The organism is Streptomyces atroolivaceus (assembly GCF_000717025.1).
In the GTDB taxonomy this organism is placed as follows: Bacteria; Actinomycetota; Actinomycetes; order Streptomycetales; family Streptomycetaceae; genus Streptomyces; species Streptomyces atroolivaceus.
In genome coordinates this window covers 109,236-129,133 of the sequence record NZ_JNXG01000014.1, presented here as the reverse complement: position 1 = coordinate 129,133, position 19,898 = coordinate 109,236, and the positions used below count along the sequence as shown (strand labels likewise).

The 19,898-nt window shown below is 71.0% G+C and carries 17 protein-coding genes and 2 pseudogenes; 7 read left to right on the top strand and 12 right to left on the bottom strand.

The genetic code is table 11. The features are described 5' to 3' along the window. The first annotated feature begins 797 nt into the window (after positions 1–797). The 3 genes and pseudogenes from OO67_RS24695 to OO67_RS24685 form a co-directional block, all read left to right on the top strand. The gene (locus OO67_RS24695) at positions 798–1,532 is read left to right on the top strand and encodes an SDR family oxidoreductase (protein ID WP_033303521.1); all 735 of its coding nucleotides are present in this window, start codon (positions 798–800) and stop codon (positions 1,530–1,532) included. A 36-nt stretch (positions 1,533–1,568) separates the two neighbouring features. Next, positions 1,569–1,718: pseudogene (locus OO67_RS24690) on the top strand (ISL3 family transposase); the annotation flags it as partial. A 12-nt stretch (positions 1,719–1,730) separates the two neighbouring features. Next, positions 1,731–2,355 (top strand): annotated as a pseudogene (locus tag OO67_RS24685) (M24 family metallopeptidase); the annotation flags it as partial. A 54-nt stretch (positions 2,356–2,409) separates the two neighbouring features. Here OO67_RS24685 and OO67_RS24680 read toward each other — a convergent pair. After that, on the bottom strand, positions 2,410–2,997 hold the full coding sequence (locus tag OO67_RS24680; RefSeq protein WP_033303517.1) for a TetR/AcrR family transcriptional regulator: 588 nt from the start codon (positions 2,995–2,997) through the stop codon (positions 2,410–2,412). A gap of 70 nt (positions 2,998–3,067) precedes the next feature. On the opposite strand from OO67_RS24680, the gene OO67_RS24675 reads away from it, so the two are divergent. Continuing rightward, a complete protein-coding gene (locus OO67_RS24675; RefSeq protein WP_033303516.1) occupies positions 3,068–3,961 on the top strand; it encodes an NADP-dependent oxidoreductase in 894 nt (297 codons plus the stop codon). Between the two features lie 165 nt (positions 3,962–4,126). Further along, on the top strand, positions 4,127–4,774 hold the full coding sequence (locus tag OO67_RS24670) for a hypothetical protein (protein ID WP_244300314.1): 648 nt from the start codon (positions 4,127–4,129) through the stop codon (positions 4,772–4,774). Positions 4,775–5,045: 271 nt separating this feature from the next. Here the strand turns inward: OO67_RS24670 and OO67_RS24665 are convergent, their stop codons facing one another. Together OO67_RS24665 and OO67_RS24660 are read right to left on the bottom strand one after the other, a co-directional pair. Continuing rightward, a complete protein-coding gene (locus OO67_RS24665; protein WP_033303514.1) occupies positions 5,046–6,122 on the bottom strand; it encodes a hypothetical protein in 1,077 nt (358 codons plus the stop codon). A gap of 170 nt (positions 6,123–6,292) precedes the next feature. After that, entirely contained in the window at positions 6,293–6,646 is a 354-nt protein-coding gene (locus OO67_RS24660; protein WP_033303512.1) for a DNA/RNA non-specific endonuclease, read from the bottom strand. Positions 6,647–6,885: 239 nt separating this feature from the next. Between OO67_RS24660 and OO67_RS24655 the strand changes: the two genes are divergently transcribed. Then, the gene (locus OO67_RS24655) at positions 6,886–7,341 is read left to right on the top strand and encodes a hypothetical protein (RefSeq protein WP_033303510.1); all 456 of its coding nucleotides are present in this window, start codon (positions 6,886–6,888) and stop codon (positions 7,339–7,341) included. Positions 7,342–7,357: 16 nt separating this feature from the next. On the opposite strand, the gene OO67_RS24650 is transcribed toward OO67_RS24655, so the two are convergent. Further along, the gene (locus OO67_RS24650; protein WP_033303508.1) at positions 7,358–7,852 is read right to left on the bottom strand and encodes an HIT family protein; all 495 of its coding nucleotides are present in this window, start codon (positions 7,850–7,852) and stop codon (positions 7,358–7,360) included. A 164-nt stretch (positions 7,853–8,016) separates the two neighbouring features. On the opposite strand from OO67_RS24650, the gene OO67_RS37070 reads away from it, so the two are divergent. Beyond that, complete coding sequence (locus tag OO67_RS37070; RefSeq protein WP_078598242.1) at positions 8,017–8,640, top strand: GNAT family N-acetyltransferase; 624 nt, start codon at positions 8,017–8,019, stop codon at positions 8,638–8,640. Here the strand turns inward: OO67_RS37070 and OO67_RS24645 are convergent. The 8 genes from OO67_RS24645 to OO67_RS40675 all read right to left on the bottom strand — a co-directional run bounded on the left by OO67_RS24645 (position 8,524) and on the right by OO67_RS40675 (position 19,416). Further along, complete coding sequence (locus OO67_RS24645; RefSeq protein WP_033303506.1) at positions 8,524–9,078, bottom strand: NUDIX domain-containing protein; 555 nt, start codon at positions 9,076–9,078, stop codon at positions 8,524–8,526. The two genes, OO67_RS37070 and OO67_RS24645, sit on opposite strands and share 117 nt — an antisense overlap. A 44-nt stretch (positions 9,079–9,122) precedes the next feature. Beyond that, positions 9,123–9,902, bottom strand: coding sequence for a PIG-L deacetylase family protein (locus tag OO67_RS24640; RefSeq protein WP_051709824.1), 780 nt, complete (start codon positions 9,900–9,902; stop codon positions 9,123–9,125). 668 nt (positions 9,903–10,570) lie between these two features. Beyond that, positions 10,571–12,946 (bottom strand): methyltransferase, FxLD system, encoded by a 2,376-nt coding sequence (gene fxlM / locus OO67_RS24635; RefSeq protein ID WP_078598240.1) that lies wholly within the window; start codon positions 12,944–12,946, stop codon positions 10,571–10,573. A 33-nt stretch (positions 12,947–12,979) separates the two neighbouring features. Beyond that, positions 12,980–13,951, bottom strand: a complete 972-nt coding sequence (locus OO67_RS24630) for a phosphotransferase (protein WP_244300317.1) — start codon at positions 13,949–13,951, stop codon at positions 12,980–12,982. Further along, positions 13,833–14,282, bottom strand: coding sequence for an NUDIX domain-containing protein (locus tag OO67_RS40065; protein ID WP_244300316.1), 450 nt, complete (start codon positions 14,280–14,282; stop codon positions 13,833–13,835). The genes OO67_RS24630 and OO67_RS40065 overlap by 119 nt, the downstream gene beginning before the upstream one ends. 74 nt (positions 14,283–14,356) lie before the next feature. Then, the gene (locus OO67_RS24625) at positions 14,357–15,169 is read right to left on the bottom strand and encodes a class I SAM-dependent methyltransferase (protein ID WP_051709779.1); all 813 of its coding nucleotides are present in this window, start codon (positions 15,167–15,169) and stop codon (positions 14,357–14,359) included. Next, complete coding sequence (locus tag OO67_RS24620) at positions 15,166–16,416, bottom strand: protein-L-isoaspartate O-methyltransferase family protein (protein WP_244300313.1); 1,251 nt, start codon at positions 16,414–16,416, stop codon at positions 15,166–15,168. The genes OO67_RS24625 and OO67_RS24620 overlap by 4 nt, the downstream gene beginning before the upstream one ends. Positions 16,417–16,563: 147 nt before the next feature. Then, positions 16,564–19,416, bottom strand: a complete 2,853-nt coding sequence (locus OO67_RS40675; RefSeq protein ID WP_341864653.1) for an NUDIX domain-containing protein — start codon at positions 19,414–19,416, stop codon at positions 16,564–16,566. Positions 19,417–19,898: the final 482 nt, after the last annotated feature.

Genomic DNA, 19,898 nt, shown 5'->3' with positions numbered 1-19,898 from the left:
CAAACCTCTCCTTCGTAGTGCGGATAAGGATTGACGTCGCCAAAGTAGATGTACGCCCGCGCGCGAACACGACACTTACCAGGAGGTCGCCGAATCCAGCGGGCGCGTTCCGCCGCATCCTGTCCGTCTGCCTGTACCTCAAGGATCGGCGCCTGCGGTCTCTGCCACCACCCGAGCGCCGACGAGCGCCGATGGGCGGACCCAGGAGTACGGGACAACCCTCAGACCGTGTCCCATGTGGTGAGCCGGTGAGTCGTCTGTAGCGCGATGCCACCACCGTGTGGACCTCGCCCGCAGCCACGCGCGCCCACGTCCTCCTCTCCTCGATGGCCTCGGCGACGCCCCGGCCGTCCGGCCACGGACCCTGGCCGCCGCCTGGCCCGCGTCACCGTTCTGCACGCGGAGGCGGAGGCCGGACTGCGTGCCGAGTACGACCCCGCGGCCTTCCCATCGCTGCGGCCGTCGTCGTGGTGCCCGTCCCCGGCGGCCTGCTGGCGGTCGTCTGGTCCGGCGACGCACGCGCCTACCCCCCCCTGGAGAGGAACCTGCGCCTGCTCACCGAGGACCACAACGCGCGCCGGGTGTACGGCGGTGGGCCTGCTCGCCATCGCCGAGGTCTTCTGGCTCCGCACAGACGCCGGTGGAGCGCAGTCCGCTGACGCCGGTGCGGCTCGTTCAGCCGCCGCGTCGGCCGCGACGTCTGATTCCCGCCAGCATTCGCTGTGGGCGGTTGATGTGCTTGCGCGGTGCGGCCGCTCACCACGACGGTCGCTACGCCATCATGAGAGGACCTGATTGTGAAGATCGCGCTCGTCACCGGTGCCAACAAGGGGATCGGTCTGGCAGCTGCTCGACGGCTCGCACGTGAGTGCGGCCACGTGATCGTTGCCGCACGAAAGCCCGAGGCGGGGGCGGAGACAGCAGACCGGTTGTCGAGGGAGGGATTCTCAGTGAGCAGCCTCAGCATGGATGTCACCGACCCGGCGTCGGTGAGGGCAGCCGCCACTGAGGTTGCCGAGCGCTTCGGACATCTCGACGTGCTGGTCAACAACGCGGGAATCCTGCCGGAGGCAACCAACGCCGATCCGAAGGAGGTCCTCGACCTGGCGATGTTCGAGCAGACCTACGCTACGAACGTTCTGGGCCCCGTCGCAGTCGTGGAAGCCTTCCTTCCGCTGGTCCGCAGGAGCCCGGCCGGGCGGATCGTGAACGTCTCCAGCACGGTGGGATCGCTCGCTCATCAGACTGACCCGAACTCTCCGTGGCATTCCATGGTGGTGCCGGCCTACCAGTCTTCCAAGGCCGCCCTCAATGCGATCACGATCGTGTTGTCCAAGGCGCTCGCCGACACCTCGATCAAGGTGACTTCAGTGTGCCCCGGCTGGGTACAGACCGACCTCGCACCCGGCAACAAGGAGCAGGCACCCGTCACTCCTGAGGAGGCCGCCGAGGTCATCGCTCAAGCGGCGACCCTCAGCACCGCCGACGCGACGGGAACGTTCATCGACGCCAATGGGCCTGTGAAGTGGTGAGGGCGAGGCGGGGGTCTCCTCGGTCGAAGCGCTCGCGTGCCCGGGGGTGCCGCTGACCACGGCCTCACCCGTGCTGACCTGACTACGCTCTGCTGCCTGGACGAGTTGGGCCTCGAAGCCGTCGGTAAGCGGCTCGAACCCGGTCGGGCTGTGCTGGCCTGTCGGGTCGTCGAGCAGGACCAGTGGTCCGCCCGACTCGCGACGTACGAGGAGATCTGAAGGCCCGCTTCTCCGGCCGGCGGGAGAGTGGCGTGGCCGGTCTGGCCGCCCTGCTCACGGAACGGGGGCACTCCCAGGTCGACTTCACCGAGGTCGATCCGGCCCGAACGTCGCGAACTCGCACTACAGGCGGGTGACCGCGCCATCGAGCAGGGCGCCATGGCCGTCCTGCTCGATGGCGGGCTGATGTACGGCTACGGCTCCGACACCTCCCGCACGTTTCATGTGGGCGAACCCACCGCCGAGGACCAGCGGGTCCACGACGTCGTACGGGAGGCGTGGGAGGCTGACTGCCGTGCGGTCCGGCCTGGGTTCGGGCAAGAGATCGACCGCCGGGCGGCCCTGTGCCGTTATCACGGAGTTCGGCTACGTCGAGCGGTTCGTCCACCGCACGGGCCACGGCATGGGCGTCACCACCCATGAACCGCCCTACCTGATCGAGGGCGAGGAGCAGCCGCTGGTCTCCGGGACGTGTCTCTCCGTCGAGCCGGGCATCTACCTCCCGGGCCGCTTCGACGTCCGTATCGAGGACATCGTCACGCTCACGGAGAGCGGAGGGAGGCGGCCGTACACCACCGCGCGTGAACTGGCGGTCATCGAGTAGCGGTTCCAGTTGCCGCCGGCGGGCCCCGGCGCGGTTCCGGCGGAACGCCCTTGCTCACACGGGCCGAGCGGGGAGCGTGACCTCCCAGGCCGCCTCGATCATCCGGAAGATCTCGTCCACCGCCCCATCCGGATCGGCCGCCTCACGGGCCAGCGCATGGGCGTCGACCACGAACCGCGCGATCGTCCGGCTCGCCGTCGTGCCCCGCGACAGTCCGGGATCGGCGGCGATGGCCGTCGCCAGCGTCTCCGCGTGGCGCAGCCTCATCGACTCCTCGTACTTCCGCAGGGCCGGCGATCCGTCGATCATGCGCCAGATCGGCGCGCCGCTGCGCGCCGTGCAGTGCCGCACCATGGCCCGGATCTCGCTCTGCAGCGCGGGGATGAGCGGCTCGTGCGGGGCCCGGTCGGTCACCGCCCGCGTGAGGCGGTGCTCGAAGTCCTCGTCCTGCTCGAAGACCAGGGCCTCTTTCGAGGCGAAGTGTGAGAAGAGCGTGGTCACGGCCACGTCCGCCTCGGCGGCCACATCACGGATGCCCACCGCGTCGTAACCGCGTTCCAGGAAGAGCCGCAGGGCGGCGTCGGCGATCTTCTGGCGGGTCGCGGCTTTCTTGCGTTCACGGCGTCCGGGCGGCTCGGTCATACCCGCACGCTATCAGCTAGGAAACAACAACCGTTCCAAAACGCTAACCGTTAGTGCTACGGTCCACCGCATGAAGAAAGTGAGCTTCGCCGAGTTCGGCGGCCCCGACGTCCTGCACCTCATCGATGCCGAGGAGCCCCATGCGGGTCCCGGCCGGATACGCATCGCCGTGCGCGCGGCGGGCGTGAACCCCGTCGACTGGAGGGTCCGTGAGGGGCAGATGCTGAAGGCCCATCCCCTCGAACTGCCCGCCGGGGTCGGGCTGGACGCCGCCGGGGTGGTGGACGAGGTCGGCGAGGGCGTCGAGGGGGTCGAGGCCGGCGACCACGTGTTCGGCGAGGGCTCCAGCACCTACGCCGAGTTCGCCGTCCTGTCGGCCTGGGCCCGTATGCCCGAAGGGCTGATGTTCCAGGAAGCCGCCGGGTACCCGTCCGTGGTCGAGACCGCGCTGCGCATCATCCGCGAGGTCGGCGTGCTGCCCGGGCAGACGCTGCTTGTCAGTGGTGCGTCCGGGGGAGTCGGATCGGCGGTGCTGCAGATCGCCCGCGACCGCGGCATCGCGGTGATAGGCACCGCAGGGGCCGCCAACCAGGACTATCTGCGGAGCCTGGGCGCCCTCGCCACGACGTATGGCGACGGCTGGGCCGAGCGGGTGCGGCAGCTCGGCCGTGTCGACGCGGCGCTCGATCTGGCCGGCTCGGGCGTGATCCGCGAGCTCGTCGGGCTGACCGGGGACCCGCGGAAGGTGATCTCCATCGCCGACCTCGACGCACCGGCGCTCGGCGTCCGGTTCTCCGGCGTGGCCGGGAGCGTGCCGGACGCGCTCGCCGAGGCCGCCCGCCTCATCTCGCTGGGGCTGCTCCACATCCCGGTCCAGAGGTCCTACACGCTCGCCGAGGCCGCGGCGGCGCACACCGACAGCCAGGCCGGTCACTCGCGCGGGCGCCGGGTCATGGTTCTCTGAGCCGTCCAGCCCGGCCGCACGGTTTGGCGAGGGTGAAAGCCCGTGGCCGAAAGGCGAGTTGCCCGCCACCTGAGTCGGAGGCTCCCTCGTGGCCGTAAGATCCGTACGCTCCTCGCACCGGCGGGGACCGTACGAGGGGGACACCGGATGGCCAGCATTCTGACGATGAGTCACCCGAGGCGACCGGAGGGCGTAGCTCCCGAGCCGGTCGCCCGCAAGATCGACCTCTTCGTCAAGCCGGGGCCGTCCCGGACCGTGGGGTATGTGGAACGGGAGCTGCCGCCGGGCGGCGTGCCCGCCTATCTCGCGGCCCGGGGCAGTGGCGCGCGCTCCATCGTCTTGTGGGCGGACGAGAACCGCGGGGCACGGGCCGCCACCGTGGTGACCGCTTCCTGCGGGAAGGGCGTCGCGGTCTATCAGGTACTCGGCGCGCAGGGCGAACTCCTGTGCACCGTCGTACGCGAGAAGGCGTTCAGGAAGGGGCTGCGTACCCGGTGGACGGTGAGCCGGCCCGGCGCCCCCGACACGGTGGGATACAAGGGCCGCATCGTCTGGTGGTGCGTGTGGTGGCTGTTCTCGCCCCTGCTGCCGTTCTTCTTCGTGGCGGCCGTTTTCAACGGTGGCGACGTACCTCGTGGACCGGGCCGCATCATCTGGCGCGAGGGGGGCCGGGTGCCCCTGGAGTTCAAGGCGCACGGAAATCAGATGCACCTCCAGGAAGCGTTCCTGGACCCGCTGTCGGGGGCTGCCGTACTGGCCCTGGTCCGTTCCTTCGACGGCATGCTGAACGCGTGGGACCGGGACAGGACCTGACGGCCGCCCGCAGGAGGTGCGGCGTCATTCGTCGGCGAGTACGACACACGATTCCGGCGGGAGGTGCAGCACTCCGTCGGCACCGGGAGCCTCGGCCGGCTCCCAGGCGGCCAGACCCGCGCCGGCACTCCGCCGAACCGACCGCGACCTGCTGCCCGCCGATGGCGAGCGGATCGCAGGCGAACAGGTCGACAGTGGTATCGACCGCACCGGAAGGATTTCTCCGGCACCACTGGGTCGGCGGCCGGCAGGCAAGGACGGGGCTCTCCGCTTACTGGAAGCTGAGCCGGTGCGGGTGAGCGGCGTCGGTGGGGCAGGTGTGTACACGCATCAGGCCGCGCCCGAGGTAGACCTCGGTCGGGTTGGTCGCGTACGGGTCTTGGCCGTCCCGGTCCTCGATCGGCAGCCAGCTGCGTGAGGCCCCGTCACACTCCCACATGTTCACGGTGAGCAGCGGCGGCATCGCTGCCCCGCACACCTCGCAGTCGACCGGAGCGGGGTCGGTCAGGTGCCAAGAAGTAAAGCCGCCGACCTTCCAACCAGGGGCGATCGACAGATCGCTCATGTAGTTGATCTCCTCCGACTCCTCCGCCTGGGCCACGGCCATCGCCTCTTCGTACTCCTCATACGTCGCGTAGCTTGCTGGTGGAGCGGAGTTGTATTCGTCCGCATCGTCCTCGTCGAGGCGCGCCTCCTCCCACGCGTCGATCTCCTCCTGGAGTTCCTCCTCCAGCAGGCCGAGGTACTCGTGCTCCACGACGCGCTCGGGGTGTACGACGCACATGTTCGGCACGCATTCCTCGCGGCCGACCACCGGCGGTTCGGGCTGAGGCATGAGTACGGCGCCGACCTCGGTGGACCGTCGCCACTTCAGTACGACGTCGATCGTGCGGTCGGCGCCGTGTACCTCGAACGGGCACCAGAAGACCTGCAGCAGGTCGTGGTCCTCGGGTCCCACGAGATCCGGGATCTCTCGTGCGTACAGCTGGGCAACGGCCAGCATCGGCAGCGGGGCGTCGTCCCGAAGTTCCGGGATGTGGTTGCCCTCGCTCATGCCCTCGAGCAGGCGCCGTTCCTCCTCGGTCTGCTCCCGCCCGCGGGAGTCCTCCAGAATCCTGCGGCTCAGCCGCACGTCGGAGAGCAGGTGGCCCGTGCCCTTCGGGTGGACGGCCGTGCACACCGGCCACGGTTCATCGGCCGGCCAGAGCAAAGGGCCCGCCACCGAACTGTCCTGCGTCCCGGGACAGCCATGACGTGGGTGCAGCCGGGTGGTTGTGCGCCGGTGGGCTGCCAGGGCAGGGAACACCGCTTCCACGTCGAGGGGACGTGGCGGGGTGGTGCGGGTCATGAGGGGGCCTCTTCCAAGTTCAGTCGGCGGCGATGTTACACAGCGGTCCGGACACCGGCGGCGGGGTTGTCCAGGCTGTGCGTGAGGGTGTAACCCCTGTTCCCGAAGGCCGTGAACTCCAGCCTGATCGGTATCGGGTTGGCCCCTTCATAGATTGGTTTGATGTGGTACTAGACGACTTCTTGATGCTTGCACACCTGCTTGAAGATCTTCACCTCCACCTGGTCGCGCTGGTCGGGTGAGTTCGTGGGGGTCTGGGTCTCGGTGACGAGGTTGTGCCACGCCAGGGGACCTGTGCCGGCACCACCCAAATGTGCGGCGAGGAGGTGGCCGCGGGCTTCGTTGAAAGCCTTGCCGTCACCACGCCAGCCCGGTGGTTTGAGCTTGCCCGCCGACGTCCCCTTGTCCGCGTCTACGAGCTCGGGGCGCAGACAGGCATAGACGCCGGTCGGCCGCCCCAGATGGGTCCTCGACGACTGGCGAGATCCCCGCACACTCCCGTCGAACGCAAGGAACTGGCGCACTGTCCTCCGACACCGGGGGGTTCGCCGGCTTCCTGACCTACGATCTCGGCATGGCCGAGGCCGCCATCCAGTGTCACCAGCAAGCCGCCGATGCCGCCTGGAAGCCGGCGACCTCTCCTAGTGGGCCAACCTCCGCGGACAGATGAGCCGGATCGCAGCAGACCAGGGCTACCTCAAACGCGCGGCCGACCTCGCCGACCACGTCCGGTGCCCGCGGCGGGACACGCATCCACCTCGCAGTGCGATGCTGGCTCCACGCCGTCGGCGCCCACCACCACGCCGGCCTCGATGACGCGCGCAACGCCTCAGCCGCCCTCAACGAGGCGTGGCGGATCCTTGGCCACAGCGACGACGGCGAGACCCCAACCAACATCGGCTACATCAGCCCCATGGAGATCGGCAAGTGGGCCGGCCACACCTTCGTCCGCCTCGCCACAAAACGACCCCAGTACATCAGCGACGGAATCAAAGCCCTCGTAGAGGCCCGAGCCGACTGGCCAAGAGGGGCACACCGCGGCTCCGCCGAGGTCATCACCGCCAGCGCCCGCATCTACCTCGCCAACGGTGACCTCGACCAAGCGGCCCGTCACGCCGCCGACGCCGTTCGCATCGCGACCGCCAGCGACTCCGCCCGCAACCTCACCGCCGCATTCGCAGCCCAGAGCGCCATCACCGCCCGCCGACAGGGCTGCTGACCCGGAACACCGCACGTCAGACCAGACGCCGCCGCAACTCCGCCGCGATCCTCGCGGTCTCGGCCTGCGCCACATCGGCCACCCCATGCTCCGTCATCAGCGCATGAAACTGCTGCTGCTCGTACGGGGTCCCAGGCGGCAGGGCAGCGACATGCCAGTGCACATGCGGATTTCCCAGCCGGGACCCCAAGGACAACAGATACACCCGCTCCGGCGCCAGCACCTCCTCGACCGCGAGCGCCACACGGCGTACGGCCTGCATCATCCGCATGAAACCGTCGTCCGAGAACCCGCTGACCACATCCTCCACATGCTCCCTGGGCGCGACGAGAACCTTGCCCGGCAGCGTCGGCCACCGGTCCAGGAACGCCACATGGTCCGCGTCCTCATAGACCAGCTCGTGCTCGTAGCCGGGTTCTCCCTTCAAGAACGCGCAGACGAAGCAGGGCCCGAGACGGGCCCTTGCCTCGTAAGCTTCCAGATCGAACAGCTTGCGGCCCCCGGACGACATGGCACACCTCCACCAGAGCGGGGATCTCCCCACAGCACAACGGCCGGCCGCAGGAACCACTCCCCGTAGTGGACACCGTGTGCCCGGCCGCTGTCGGAAGACACGCGCGTCGAGAACCCTTCGCCCGTGCGGCCATAGAACGTCGACAGGGCACGATCTGTTGCATGACGTCCGTGCCCACCGCCCCCGGCGCCCCAGCCTGGATACGCCCGACGCCTTCCGTCACTGCCGTGCCCTACAACCACCCGGACGCCCGCCGCCTCACGCAGGCCCTGCGCGCCGAGCAACTCGGCCTCTATGGGTTCGCCGACGACCCGGACGCCACACCCGAGACGGACTTCGACCCGCCAGGGCTGTTCCTCGTCGCCCACCTCGGCCAGGAGGCGATCGGATGTGGGGGCGTACGCTTCCTCGACGAGCACACCGGGGAGGTAAAACGCATGTATGTCTCCATCGGCGCCCGCGGCCAGGGAACCGGCCGGCACCTCCTCGGCAACCTCGAACAGCACGCCGCCAGCCGCGGCGCCACGCGGATCATGCTGGAGACCGGGCGGCGCAACGCCGCTGCACTGGCCCTCTACCACCGCACCGGATACCTGCCCTGCCCCTCCTACGTCGCCGGACGCGACCCCCGAGTCAACCGGGCCATGACCAAGCGCCTCGGCAGCAGCTCATGTGGGGGCGATCGGGAGGTCGTTCTCCAGCAGCGCGGGCCCGGCGGAGTTGATGCGGGCGCGCAGGGCGGAGAGGGCCCGGCGGGCGTCGCCGGGGGACATCAGGTCCGGTAGGCGGGCGGGTTCGACGAACTCGACGGACTTGATCTCGCGGTCGGGCAGCCGGATGGCGGCGATCTGCTCGTTGTCCCACGTTCCGCCGTCGTGGACGTGCAGGATCTCGCCGGGGAAACGCGTGCCGGCGGGCGCGTTGAGGCTGTCGGCGCTGACCCAGTCCACGGCGAGTCCGCGGTCGACGGTCGTGGTGACGCCGAGTTCCTCGCGCAGTTCCCGCGCGGCGCCCTTGGCCGGGGACTCGTTCGCATCGACGGCGCCGCCCGGCAGGAGGCAGGTCGTGCGGTAGTCGACGCGCTGGATCAGGACCCGGCTGCGCTGGTCGGTGATCAGCACGGACGTACCGGCCCACAGAGCGGCCGAGGCGCGTAGGACCCCGTACTCCTCGTCGGTCATCATCGTGCTGGGCGGTGCGTCAGGGGCGGGCGTGGCGGTCATCTCGTCTCCGATCGTGCGGACGGAACCATGTGGACAGCGGTCGGTCAGGCGACGAGCCGGTGAGGGTGACCCGGCGCGGGGCCGGGGGTGAGCCGGGTGAAGGACTCGGTGCGGATGATCTCGTCGCGTTCTGCTTCGGGCAAGCGGGCGAGCAGGCCGGGCAGGGGCCGCTCGCGGGCGGCTTCGCTGCGGTGCGCGAGGATCGCCGCCATCTTCACCGCGGCCCACGGTGAAACGTCGACGGTCGTGGTCACGTACGCGTCCGGCACCGTAAGGAGGGTCTTCCCGACGCTTTGAAGTAGTGGGCCGAGCCGGCCCACACCTGATTCCGAGTGCGTGGCCGCGTACAGGGCCGTCGGCTGCCAGGGCTCGCCGGCATCGGGATACAGGTGCGGCAGGCCTGCGGCCTCGACGGCGAGGAGTGTGATCTGGTGGGCACGCCGGTGGTCAGGGTGCCCCGTGAGCTGGCCCAGGGCATCGTGTCCGACGACGATGTCGGGCCGGACCTCACGGATGTGTGCGACCAGGCGGCCGACGGCTTCGTCGAGGGGCGCGTCGACCAGGCGCACGGCGCCGTCGGGTGCCGAGGCGGGGTTGCGGGCATCGGCGTAGCCGAGCAGCCGCGGGGCCCCAACACACAAGACGTTCAGGGCATCGGCGAGTTCGGCGGCTCGGTGGCTGCCGGCCGTCCAGGTGGCGGTGACGACCGCGGTGCGGGCGCCGCCGGCGGCGTGCTGGGCGAGCACGCCGCCGGCGAGGAGGGATTCGTCGTCCGGGTGGGCGAACACTCCGAGCAGGGACGGAGCGGCGGTCGGTTGCGTCACGAAGGCCTCCGGGCCGGTCAGGGCGGGGGGCACGGGAGTGTGGGTGAGCTCTTGCGCCCAGCGGGCGATGAGCGGGGCGAAGGTGGGGTGGACGCCTCGGGAGCAGGCCTGGAGGAGCTGGGCCAGCGCGACGAGCTCGCCGATCCGGCCTGCGTCGGTGTCCAGGACATGGGCGAACTCGCGGCGGATCCGGGCGGCGGTCGCCGGCACGGCAAGCGAGTACGCGTGGAGCAGACCCAGGTCGTAACCGACGGGCAGGCGACCCCAGTTCTCCCAGTCCAAGATGACCAGGGGCGCTCGGGTGAGGTTCGCCCAGTGCAGGTCGGCGTGCCCGGTCGTGGTCTCACGGATCAGGACGGGGTCCATGCCGAGGGAGCGACGGAAGTTCCGGTCGACCCAGTTCTGCCGTACGGATTCCCGGTCGGTGGGCACCGTCGCGAGCGTCCCGAGCGCGGACTTCAGCTCCGACCACCACGCGTCGGGCAGAGCGATGTTTTGGTCGAGCGCGGGAGTGCCGCTGGTGGCCGGCTGGACGGACACGTACTCGGTGCCCCGAGGCGGACACCCGGAACTGCTCCGCTGCGGCCGCGTGCGCGCCACGCATCCGATCGAGCTCGTCGCGCTCCGCCGGGGCGACGAACACCGCCTGTCGCACGGCCCGTCCGCCATCACACCCCCTCGGCCACGACGTCGGCCACAGGACGCTCAACGGGACCGGGCAGCACCGCGTCACGCCCCGGCCACCGGAACACCAAACGGCTGTGCAGCTTGTCCAGGACGTCGCCAGCGGGCAACGCGTCATCGGGCGTGCCGGCCGGGTGGGCCGTCAGGACGGGATCGGCGTGCCGGTCGTTGTCATCGGCGCGGATGTGGCGGTCCCAGGCCCGGACTGTGGCCACCAGCCGCTCGGCGAGCTCGGGCCCCTGCTCGCCGAAGGCATGGGCGACCCACTCCCACTCCCTGTGTTCCGGGCGGTCGCTGTCCTTGGTCTGGACGTGGATCAGGTAGGCGAGCGAGGCCTCGCCGACGATCGCTGGGGCGTCGCGGTCCTTCGCGATGGCGGTCACCCCCTCCTCCGGGGCCTGGCGGGCAACCAGGCGGCAGAAGGCAGGCAGGGTGGTGGCCGCGTACAGCTGCAGGGAGCCGTAGTAGGAGTTCGCCGCCCTCATGGTCACGCCGGTCGCGACCTCGTGCCGCCGTCCGCGCAGCGCCTCCTCCAAGCCCTCCGTGCGCGCGGCGGCACCGTCGTCGAAACGCAGTGTCAGCACTCCGTCGAGCAAGGGCACGACCGGGGCCGGGCGGGCCTGCTGCCCCTGGTCGCGGACAAAACCGCAGTAGGTGAAGCGGCGGGCGTGCAACACCTCGCCGCGCCGCTCGAACGCGATCGCCCGGGTGTAGCCGCCCATCTCCAGCGGCAGGACCAGGCGCCCGCCTTCTGCCAACTGCTCGCGCCAGGCCGGGGAGACATCCCAGCAGTTGTAGGTGATCATGCTGCCGTCGAAGCCGCCGCGCGGCGCGAGGTGGGCGGGCGCGCCGAGTGGGGCGTCGGCTTCGACGGCTGTGACGCGTCCGCTGCCGGCCTCCGTGAGGAAGGCGCGGGTGCGGCGTACGACCCACGGGTCGATGTCGACGCTCACCACGCGCCCGTCGGGCCCGGTGGCGTGGGCGATCAGCTCGGCGTTGTAGCCCCCGGATCCCGCCTCGAACACGATCGCGCCCGGCCGAAGACGCAGGCTCTCGAGCATGTCGGCCTGGAGCCAGGCCGCGGACACCGAGCTGATGGCTGTCCCGGTCTCGTCGCGTCGGGTGATGACGGCCCGGTCGCCGCCGTCGTACGCGGCCGCCAGGTTCACTTCCGGGGCGAAACGATGGCGGGGCACCGTGCGCAGCGCGTCGCGGACGGGCTCGGACCGGGCCCAGCCTCCGTCGGCGACCGTCTGGGCCATCGCCTGTCGCAGCCGGGCGGCCTCACCCGGCTCGCCCGGCACGGGCGGCCGATCGGTGGCGAGCGGGTAGGAGACCACAGGCGGCAGATCCGGGATGACGCCGGGCCACACGCTGTCGATCGCGCGTGCGGCAGGGACGAAGACGTCCCCGACACAGGCGAGAGCGTGCAGGTCGAAGAACTCCCAGCGGTCGAACTTGTCCGCCTCCACGTTGGTCAGGGTTCCCGTCCACGCAGTGATGCGGACGACGGCCGTGAGCCGCGGGATGCCGTGGCTATCGTCGACCACCATTGTCACCACATACGCATCCGCCGGGCCGGCGACCAGGCCCGTCTCCTCGGCGAGCTCGCGGACCGCCGCGGCGGCGAAGCCCTCCGGGCCGCAGGTCTTGCCGCCGGGCAGTTCGAGCATGCCGCGGCGGGACCGGCCGAGCAGGACCCGGCCGGCGTCGTCGGTGACGACCGCGAGGGCACCGGTCAGGGCATGGCCGGTGGCCGGCCGCGTCTCGACGGCCCTCGTGTCGGCGTGGCAAGGGCCGCGCAGGACCAGAACGGCCAGGCCGTCCGCGTCCAGCCGTTCCACCGTTTCCCATCCGGCGGCGAGCACGGCGATCTCGTCCTCGTCCAAGGCGATGCCGCGCCGCTCCTCGGGCGTGGTCTGCGCCACCGGGGTGATGATGACGAGAGCGCCGCCGTCCCGCAGCCGCTCACCCAGCCCGTGAAGAACGCGCCCCCTGTCCTGCACGAACGGGTACATCAGGCGGAGCGTGATCAGGTCATACCCCTCTTCATGCAGCGGGGCAGGGTCGTCGAGCTCGATGTCCAGCTGCAGCCAGCGCACACCCTCGACGTCGGCGTGCTCTTCGCGGGCCCGTGCGAGCGCGCTGTCCGTGAAGTCGCACGCGTCCACGGTGTAGCCGAGTGACGCGAGGTAGGCGGCCAGCTCGCCGGTGCCGCAGCCCACGTCGAGCGCGCGGCCGCCGCCATCCGGGGCGGAGGTGTGCTCGGCGAGGAGCTCCCGCTCCCGCTCACCGACCTGCCGGAACCCCCGGCCGTCGCTGAAGTGCTGCTCCCACTCGTCGCGGGCGGTGTACGTCAACGTGCTGCTCCTCGTACGTAGGCGTGGTGGTGTTCAGGGGCGTTGTGCGGCGCGGAGCCTGGCCAGGGTGCGCCGACCGCGCTCGACGAGCTCGGGATCGTCGTGGGCGGCGCCGTAGGAGATGCCGGAAACGGCATCCAGGACGGACAGGACCGTGAGCTGGGCCTCTTCGTCCGGGGTGAAGGGGCGACCGTAGCCATCCGTTACGGCGGCCAGGAGGTCAGGGCGGCCGTGCCAGGCATCGGACAGCCTCACGAAGTCCCTAATCGCCGGGCCCTCCTCTGACCGCTCGAAATCGATCACGTAAAGGACATCGGCGGCCTCGTCCCAGCGCAGATTGCGGTACTGGAAGTCACCGTGTGTGGGCACCACATCCGGGGCGGGCAGGCCGACGGCCTTCTCAGCGGTGGTGCGGATGAACTCTTCGTCCCCGGCCGCGAGGTGAGGCCGGGCACCGTTCAGGTGACGCTCCAGCTTCCCCTGGGGCAGGGTGCTGGCGGCCGGGCGCGGTGGGGCGCTGGTGTGGATGGCGGCCGCGAGCTGCCCGATGCGGTGGAAGACGTGGCGCTGCTGCTCGGACGCGTACGTGGCGCCGTGCAAAGACCGGCCACCCACCGCGGTGAGCACCACGGCCCGCAACTGCGCGTCGGCCGCCACCAGGCGGGGCGCCGCCGGACCGATGCCGGGCACCCAGCCACGGAGCGCGGCCACTTCACGCTGGTGGAAGCGGTCGCTCTGGTGGATCTTGACGTACCAGGTGCCGCCCTCGGCGCCGCGCGCCCGCCATACGCGGCTCTCCTCACGTGCCCAGGACACGTCCGTCCAGGCGGTGATCCGGCCGACCGCCCGCTCGGCGAACTCCCGCACGTCACGTCCAGGATGCGGCTCATCGGGGCCCGGGGCGGGCACAAGGCGGATCCGGTCGACAGCCGGGTCGTGCCCGATCGGATCGCCCGGCTCCTGGAAGTGCAGCGCCACGGGAACGCCAGCCCGATAGGCCTCCAGCCCCGCGCGGCAGTAGGCGACCATCGGCTCCGGCAGAGCGTCGAACGCAAACCAGCCCATGGCGTCGCACACCTTGGGCTCCCTGACGTCCGGCGTCCCGGACCAGCGGCGGACCTCGAAGAAGAAACCGACCCGCGCTCCCGGCCGGCGCCCGGTGGTGGACGGTGACCGCGGCGCGTACGTCGTCCGGATCCACCACCAGGCCGGTCTCCTCGTTCGTCTCGCGCACGAGCGCGGTGACGACGTCTTCGAAAGGGCCGTCGACGTGGCCGGAGGGGAAGTGCCAGTGCCCCGTGGCGTGGACGGTGCCGGCCCGCCTCGACAGCAGCACCTCCGGCCCTTTCTCGCCCTCGCGGACGGCGATCAAGTGCACGTCCACCGGCACTGTGTGCCGCTCGCCGCCGCTCACCGGGCACCTTCCGGTCGGCGGGCGAGCAGGACATCGAACACTCCGTCCTCGACGAGCCCGTCCTTCGCCGCCGCGTGCTGTTCCAACAGGGCCCGGGCCTCGGTCTCGAACCGGGGATGCCGCTCGCCGAAGAGGTCGGGGCGGGCGAAGCTGGTGCTGCGCAGGTAGCCGATCACCTTGTCCGGGGTCCACACGCGGCGGAGCGGGAAATGGTGCTCTTCGACGTCGCTGAACGGGGACTCGGCCAGGTCGTCTTCGTACCGGCGGCCCGGCTCCGCGTAGGCCCCGGTGGTTCCGGCGCGGCGTTCGGTGCCGAGGTAGGACTGGATCAGCTCTCGCAGCGCGACGGTCCACGGCGCCGGGTGGGTCCAGAGGCTGCCGTCGCCCATGATCGCGAGGGTGGCGCCGGAGGCGGTGACGCGGTCGGTCATGGCCAGGACGGCCGGGCGGTCCATCCAGTGGAAGGCTCGCGCGCAGGTGACCAGATCTGCCCGGTATCCGGGCTCGGGCGCGGTGAACTCCTCGGCCCGGACGGGATGGACGGCGGCGGCCCGGCCGGTGAGAAGAGGGCGGAGGGTGAGATCGGCCTGGTGGAGCAAGTCCCGGTCGGTATCCACCAGGTCCAGGCGGGCAAGCTGCGGCAGGACAGGCAGCAGGGCGGCCGGCACTTGGCCCGTTCCGGTTCCCAGATCGAGCAGAGCCGGGCGACGGATGCCGTGGACGGTGCCGGCGAGCAGGTGGACGACTTCGTCGGGGAGGCCGGGGCGGTGCCGACTGTAGACGTCCGCCGTGGCGTGGAAGAGGCTCACAGGGCTTTCTCCGTGTAGTGCTCGGTCGGGCAGGGGGTGGCGGGTTGGTGGGGCACCGGCGCGAGCGAAGGCAGCACCCAGTTCAGGGCGCGCAGGCCGGTGCCGGAGGCGACGTGCTGCGGCCCGCCACCTTCCGGCACGGTTACCCGGTACCTGTCGGGCCGTCCGGCCAAGACCCAGCGGGCGTACACGTCCTCGAGCTCGGCCCACACGTCCCGGGGCCCGTGGACGCGGACGGTGTCCTCGCCGGGCCCGGCGACCGCCCAGGAGTCCTCGTCGGGGACGGCGATCGTCATCGTCTCGGCCTGATAGTCGCGGACGAGCCCGGGCGCCAGATATGCGGCCGCAACCCAGAAGCCGTACGCGTCGTCCGGCGGAGGCGCGAGCCGGGTCGGGCGCGGTGCGCCGGGCTCGGCCTTGATCCGGGGCCGCATCGGCACCACGTCAAGCCACCGGTAGCCGAGCATGGGCCGGTATCCGCGCGGCCGCCCTCGCAGCACTGCCTCGATCTCGCAGGCCCGGGTACGGGTGGCCAGGAGCTGTCCGGGCCAACTCGGGGTGCGCGTGGTGAGCGTCGTCAGCAGCCGCCCACCTGGCGCGAGCTGCTCCACCCACGCCTGCGGGACGCAGGGCACGCCGATGCCGGAGTGAATCCGGTCGAACACTCCTCCCGCCGGGTGCCCGTCAAGAGCGTCGCCCTCCACGACCGTCGCACCCAGACCGAGCCGGCCGAGGTTGTGCTGGGCGAAGGCGGCCATGCGACCGTCCCGTTCGACGCCGACGGCGAGGCGGGGGCCGGTGACGGCAGCGGCGAGCGCGAGGGAGACTCCCGGGCCCGGGCCGAGCTCCAGGTACCGCTGCCCAGGCGCCAGTTGCAACGTCTGGAGCGCTTCGACGGTGGCCTGGCCGTAGGTCGACATCGACGTCATGTGCCCGCCGGTCACCGGCCCGCGTACGAGCGAGTCGAGCTGCTCCCCGTCGCGCTGGAGCAGGACCGACTCACCGCTGTGGATCAGGTCGAGCCACTCGGCCCGGTCGTCCGGGTGCGCGCCGTCGAGCAGGCGCCATTCGATCGGCTCGACGCCCGGATCGCTCATCCGTAGGTAAGCGTGGGGAAGCAGCACCTCCAGCGGCACCGACTGCAGCGCCTCGCGCAGCCGGACATCGGTCAGCACGCCGTCGGCCTCCAGGCGCTCCACCATCGCGGCGCGGCGGGCACCTGTCGGGGTGGACAGGTCAGCGGACATGACCGTCCTCTTCCTGACGCGGCGGATGGCAGGGCGCCGGCGCAACGGGCATGACGGTCAGGCAGCGGGCCCCAGACGCCTGCGGCAGGCGGCCGCGCGCGCTGCGCGAAGGGGCAGCGTAGGCGGCGCCGATCGCCGCGAAGCCGCTCACCGGGACCATCCCAGCTCGCTGTAGGGGCGGCCGGCTCGGATGCCCTCGATCGCGACGCGGGTGTAGGGGACGATCGGCTCCGGCAGGTCCTTCGCGTCCCACCACTGCCAGGCGAGACACCGGTCGGGTTCGTGTTCCTCGGGGGTGCCTTCCCAGTGGCGGGGGCGGAAGAAGAGCTGGATTCTCGGCGGGGCTCCGCGCCGGTCCACCGTGTGCACCGTGTGGACGAGCTCGAGGTCGGCCGGATCGATGACCAGTCCGGCCTCCTCGAACGCCTCGCGGGCAAGACCGGCGGTCGCCGCCTCTGCCTCCAGGTGTCCGGCGAGGGCGTGCCACGATCCGCCCGCGTACGCCGAGTCCGGGTGCCGCAGCCCCAGCAGCACCTTGCCCTCGTGCTCCAGGTGGAGGTGGACGCCGACAACGTGCAGCACGGTCCCGGCCGGGGCCTCGCCGGGCAGAGGACGAGCAACGGCCGGAGGCTCTTCCACGGTGGGATGTTCGGCCGCGTGGCGGCGGATCAGGTCTCCGAGTCCGGGGCTGAGCCGGAGCCGGTCGAGGGTGTCGACGGTGAACCACTTCAGCAGGACACCTTCGCGGAGATCGACCGCCTCGGCATCCCCGCTCCAGCGCCCGGCGTAGACGCTCATGGGCACGGCAAGGCCGTCGACGCTCGTCGCCTCCTGGACGGCGAACGGAACCAGTTCCGTGGGCTCCAGACCCGGCACCTCCTCGGCAAGCTCACGTCGCAGTGTCGTCTCGAGACTGGCATCGTCCCGCGACCGTTTACCTCCCACCAGGGCCAGGACCCAGGGCTCCCACATGCCCTTCCGGTCATCGCGTAGATGAAGGAGGTACCGGCCGGCTCCGTCGTGGATCAGGGCGTTGGCACTGACGGGCTCCGGGCGCCCGTCGAGGCCGTCAGCCTCGGCGTCCAGGAGCTTGGCCCGCAGCGTCGGGGAGCGCACGTCGGCGTACGGAAGCCACTCAGCTCCGGCGACCTCCTCGTCCTGCAGAGCGAGCGCAGGCGGTTGCCCGGCGGTGAGGTAGAACGCGAAGCGGACATCGAAGTGCTGGTGAGCTGACTCGCCCATGGCCGGGTTGGCGTCGATGTCGTGCACGTCCACGTCGATCGGCTCGGCCAGGAACTGCGGGGTCAGGGACAGGTCGCCGGGGCGAAGCCCGGCCTCTTCGCACACCTCGCGCACGGCAGCGGCCAGGAGCGTACGGTCACCCGCCTCAACGTGGCCGCCGGGGCAAAGGAGCAGCCCTGTCACCCGATGGCCGATGTGGAGCACCCGGCGGTCGCGGTCGATGACCACGGCGCTGCAGATGACGTGGCCGGGCAGCGTGGCGCGGCTGGACGGCTCCTCAACGCCGTCGAGGACAGCCAGCAGCCCTTCCAGGGAGTCTCGTTCTTCGGCATGCCGGCTGAGATAGGTCTCGATGGTCGCGCGGATGTGAGAGCGGGAGGGCGGCACGTGATCACCTCGGGACGTGTAGGACGGGATGTACGGGCTGGGAGGGAGCGGCGCGCTTGGCGGCTGGCTCGTCGATGACGGCTTCGGGCTGGGGGCCGTGTCCGGTTCGTGTTCACGGGCCGCCTTCCGAGGAGCGGTCGTACCGCATATCTGCGGCGACTGCGGGATGGGGGACGGTCGGGCCCGACGGCGTGGGAGGTGTGACGGACTCGGCTGAAGGAGAAGCCACGGCGGGCGCGCTGGGCATGTCCAGCAGACTGCGCAGCGGGGAGCGGTAGAGAACCATGAGGGGGACGAGGAGGAGGCAGGTGCCGGCGACCAGGGTGGGGCGCACGCGTGGAGGAGGCCATGGAGCACCTCCTCGGCTTCCGGCAGGCGCTCGCACAGCTCGCCCACAGCTGCCTGCCTGTTGCGGCCGTACGCCTCGAGTTCGGGTGTGACGGCGGCCGGGTCGTCGACCGCCTCGGACAGGGGATACACCGAGCACGCCAGGTACCCGGCGGCGAGGCGGGGTACTGCGAGGAGTTCTTCGGCCGGCAGTGCCGGGTTGGCTGCCCGGTAGGCAGCGACAGCTTCAGCGAGGCCGGTGGGCCACTGCGGCTGCGCCAGGACGGTCCGCGGGTCCAGGATGATCCGCCCAAGCTCCCAGGCGGGGCTGCGGTGACCGGGCGGCCGGAAGTCGATCAATGCCGCGACCCGCTGTCCGCGCAGGAGCAGATCGGGCGAGGCCAGGTCGCCGTGGACGGTCTGCACCGTCAACGTCGTCGGCAGCCCCTTGACCCAGGCGGCCACGGCGGGCAGCGCGTCGAGCCGCCGGGCGGCGGTCTCGCGTGCCCAGGCGGGAAACCCCGAGGTGGGCGGCCTCTTGGTGAAGAGGGCGATCAGTCGGTCGAGGCCCTGCCGGGCCCGTTTCACATCGCAGACTTCCCGGGCGGGCACGCGACGCGGAGGTCCGGCCGGGTGCCGGGCCAGGGTCCGGTGCAGGCGTCCGACGGTCTCGCCACCCGCGACCCAACGGTCGCCGGACAGGCCACCCTCGGCCGTCTCCGTGTCCTCGATGCACGCCGCGACGGACACCGCCATGCCGCCGGCGGCCGCGATGAGGTCACCGTCCAGGGTCTTGCGCACTACCGGAACCGGGATCCGGCCGAGCCTCGCGAACTGGCCGAGCTCAATCGCCTGGCGTTCCGCGTCCAGATCAGTGCCCGTCGGGTAGGCCTTCACGAACCACCGGGCTCCGTTGCTGTCCCGGGCCACGTAGTTGCGGGTCGCGGTCCCCGCAGGACCTTCGCCGACCACGATCGGGACGATCCGGTAGAACAGCGTCAGGATCCCCGCCACGACCATCACGTCCGACTCTGCGCTGTTCATCGCCGCACCCCTGACCGGCCGGTGGGGTTGAGCAGCTGGCGCAGTGCTCGGGCATCCGCCTGCAGCTGCTCCTCGTCCTGCCGTCCGAGATCGAGCGCCGTAAAGGGCAGCGGGCCGCCCGGCGCCAGGTCCGTTCCGGCTTCGCGTCGCGGAACGCAGTGCCGGTGGGCGTCCGGGGATCTGGTTCCCCGACAGCAGGTAGTTCATCTTCAGCGGCTCGTAGAGCGCCTCCACCGCCCGGCCCAGGGCGAGGACGTCGCGCCAGAACGCGGCCGGCTCCCCCTCGTCCAGCTCGGTGGGCTCAGCGACATGCCGGCCGGTGTAGATCACGACGGCGTACCCGCGGACCTGGCCGCTGCGCCACAGGTAGGCGTTGCTGGCATCCCCTCGCCGGACAAGGAGGCCCCAGCCGATGTCGTCGGCGGAAATCGGGCAGTTGGTGCCGTAGCGGTGGTCGGTGAAGTGCTCCGGCCAGCCACCGG

Coding starts and splice junctions, on each gene's coding strand:
- OO67_RS24645 (WP_033303506.1), bottom strand. CDS start 9,078: ATGACCGCCACGCCCGCCCCTGACGCACCGCCCAGCACGATGATGACC.
- OO67_RS24620 (WP_244300313.1), bottom strand. CDS start 16,416: ATGTCCGCTGACCTGTCCACCCCGACAGGTGCCCGCCGCGCCGCGATG.
- OO67_RS24665 (WP_033303514.1), bottom strand. CDS start 6,122: ATGACCCGCACCACCCCGCCACGTCCCCTCGACGTGGAAGCGGTGTTC.
- OO67_RS24650 (WP_033303508.1), bottom strand. CDS start 7,852: ATGTCGTCCGGGGGCCGCAAGCTGTTCGATCTGGAAGCTTACGAGGCA.
- OO67_RS24680 (WP_033303517.1), bottom strand. CDS start 2,997: ATGACCGAGCCGCCCGGACGCCGTGAACGCAAGAAAGCCGCGACCCGC.
- OO67_RS40675 (WP_341864653.1), bottom strand. CDS start 19,416: ATGAACAGCGCAGAGTCGGACGTGATGGTCGTGGCGGGGATCCTGACG.
- OO67_RS24670 (WP_244300314.1), top strand. CDS start 4,127: ATGAGTCACCCGAGGCGACCGGAGGGCGTAGCTCCCGAGCCGGTCGCC.
- OO67_RS24675 (WP_033303516.1), top strand. CDS start 3,068: ATGAAGAAAGTGAGCTTCGCCGAGTTCGGCGGCCCCGACGTCCTGCAC.
- OO67_RS37070 (WP_078598242.1), top strand. CDS start 8,017: ATGACGTCCGTGCCCACCGCCCCCGGCGCCCCAGCCTGGATACGCCCG.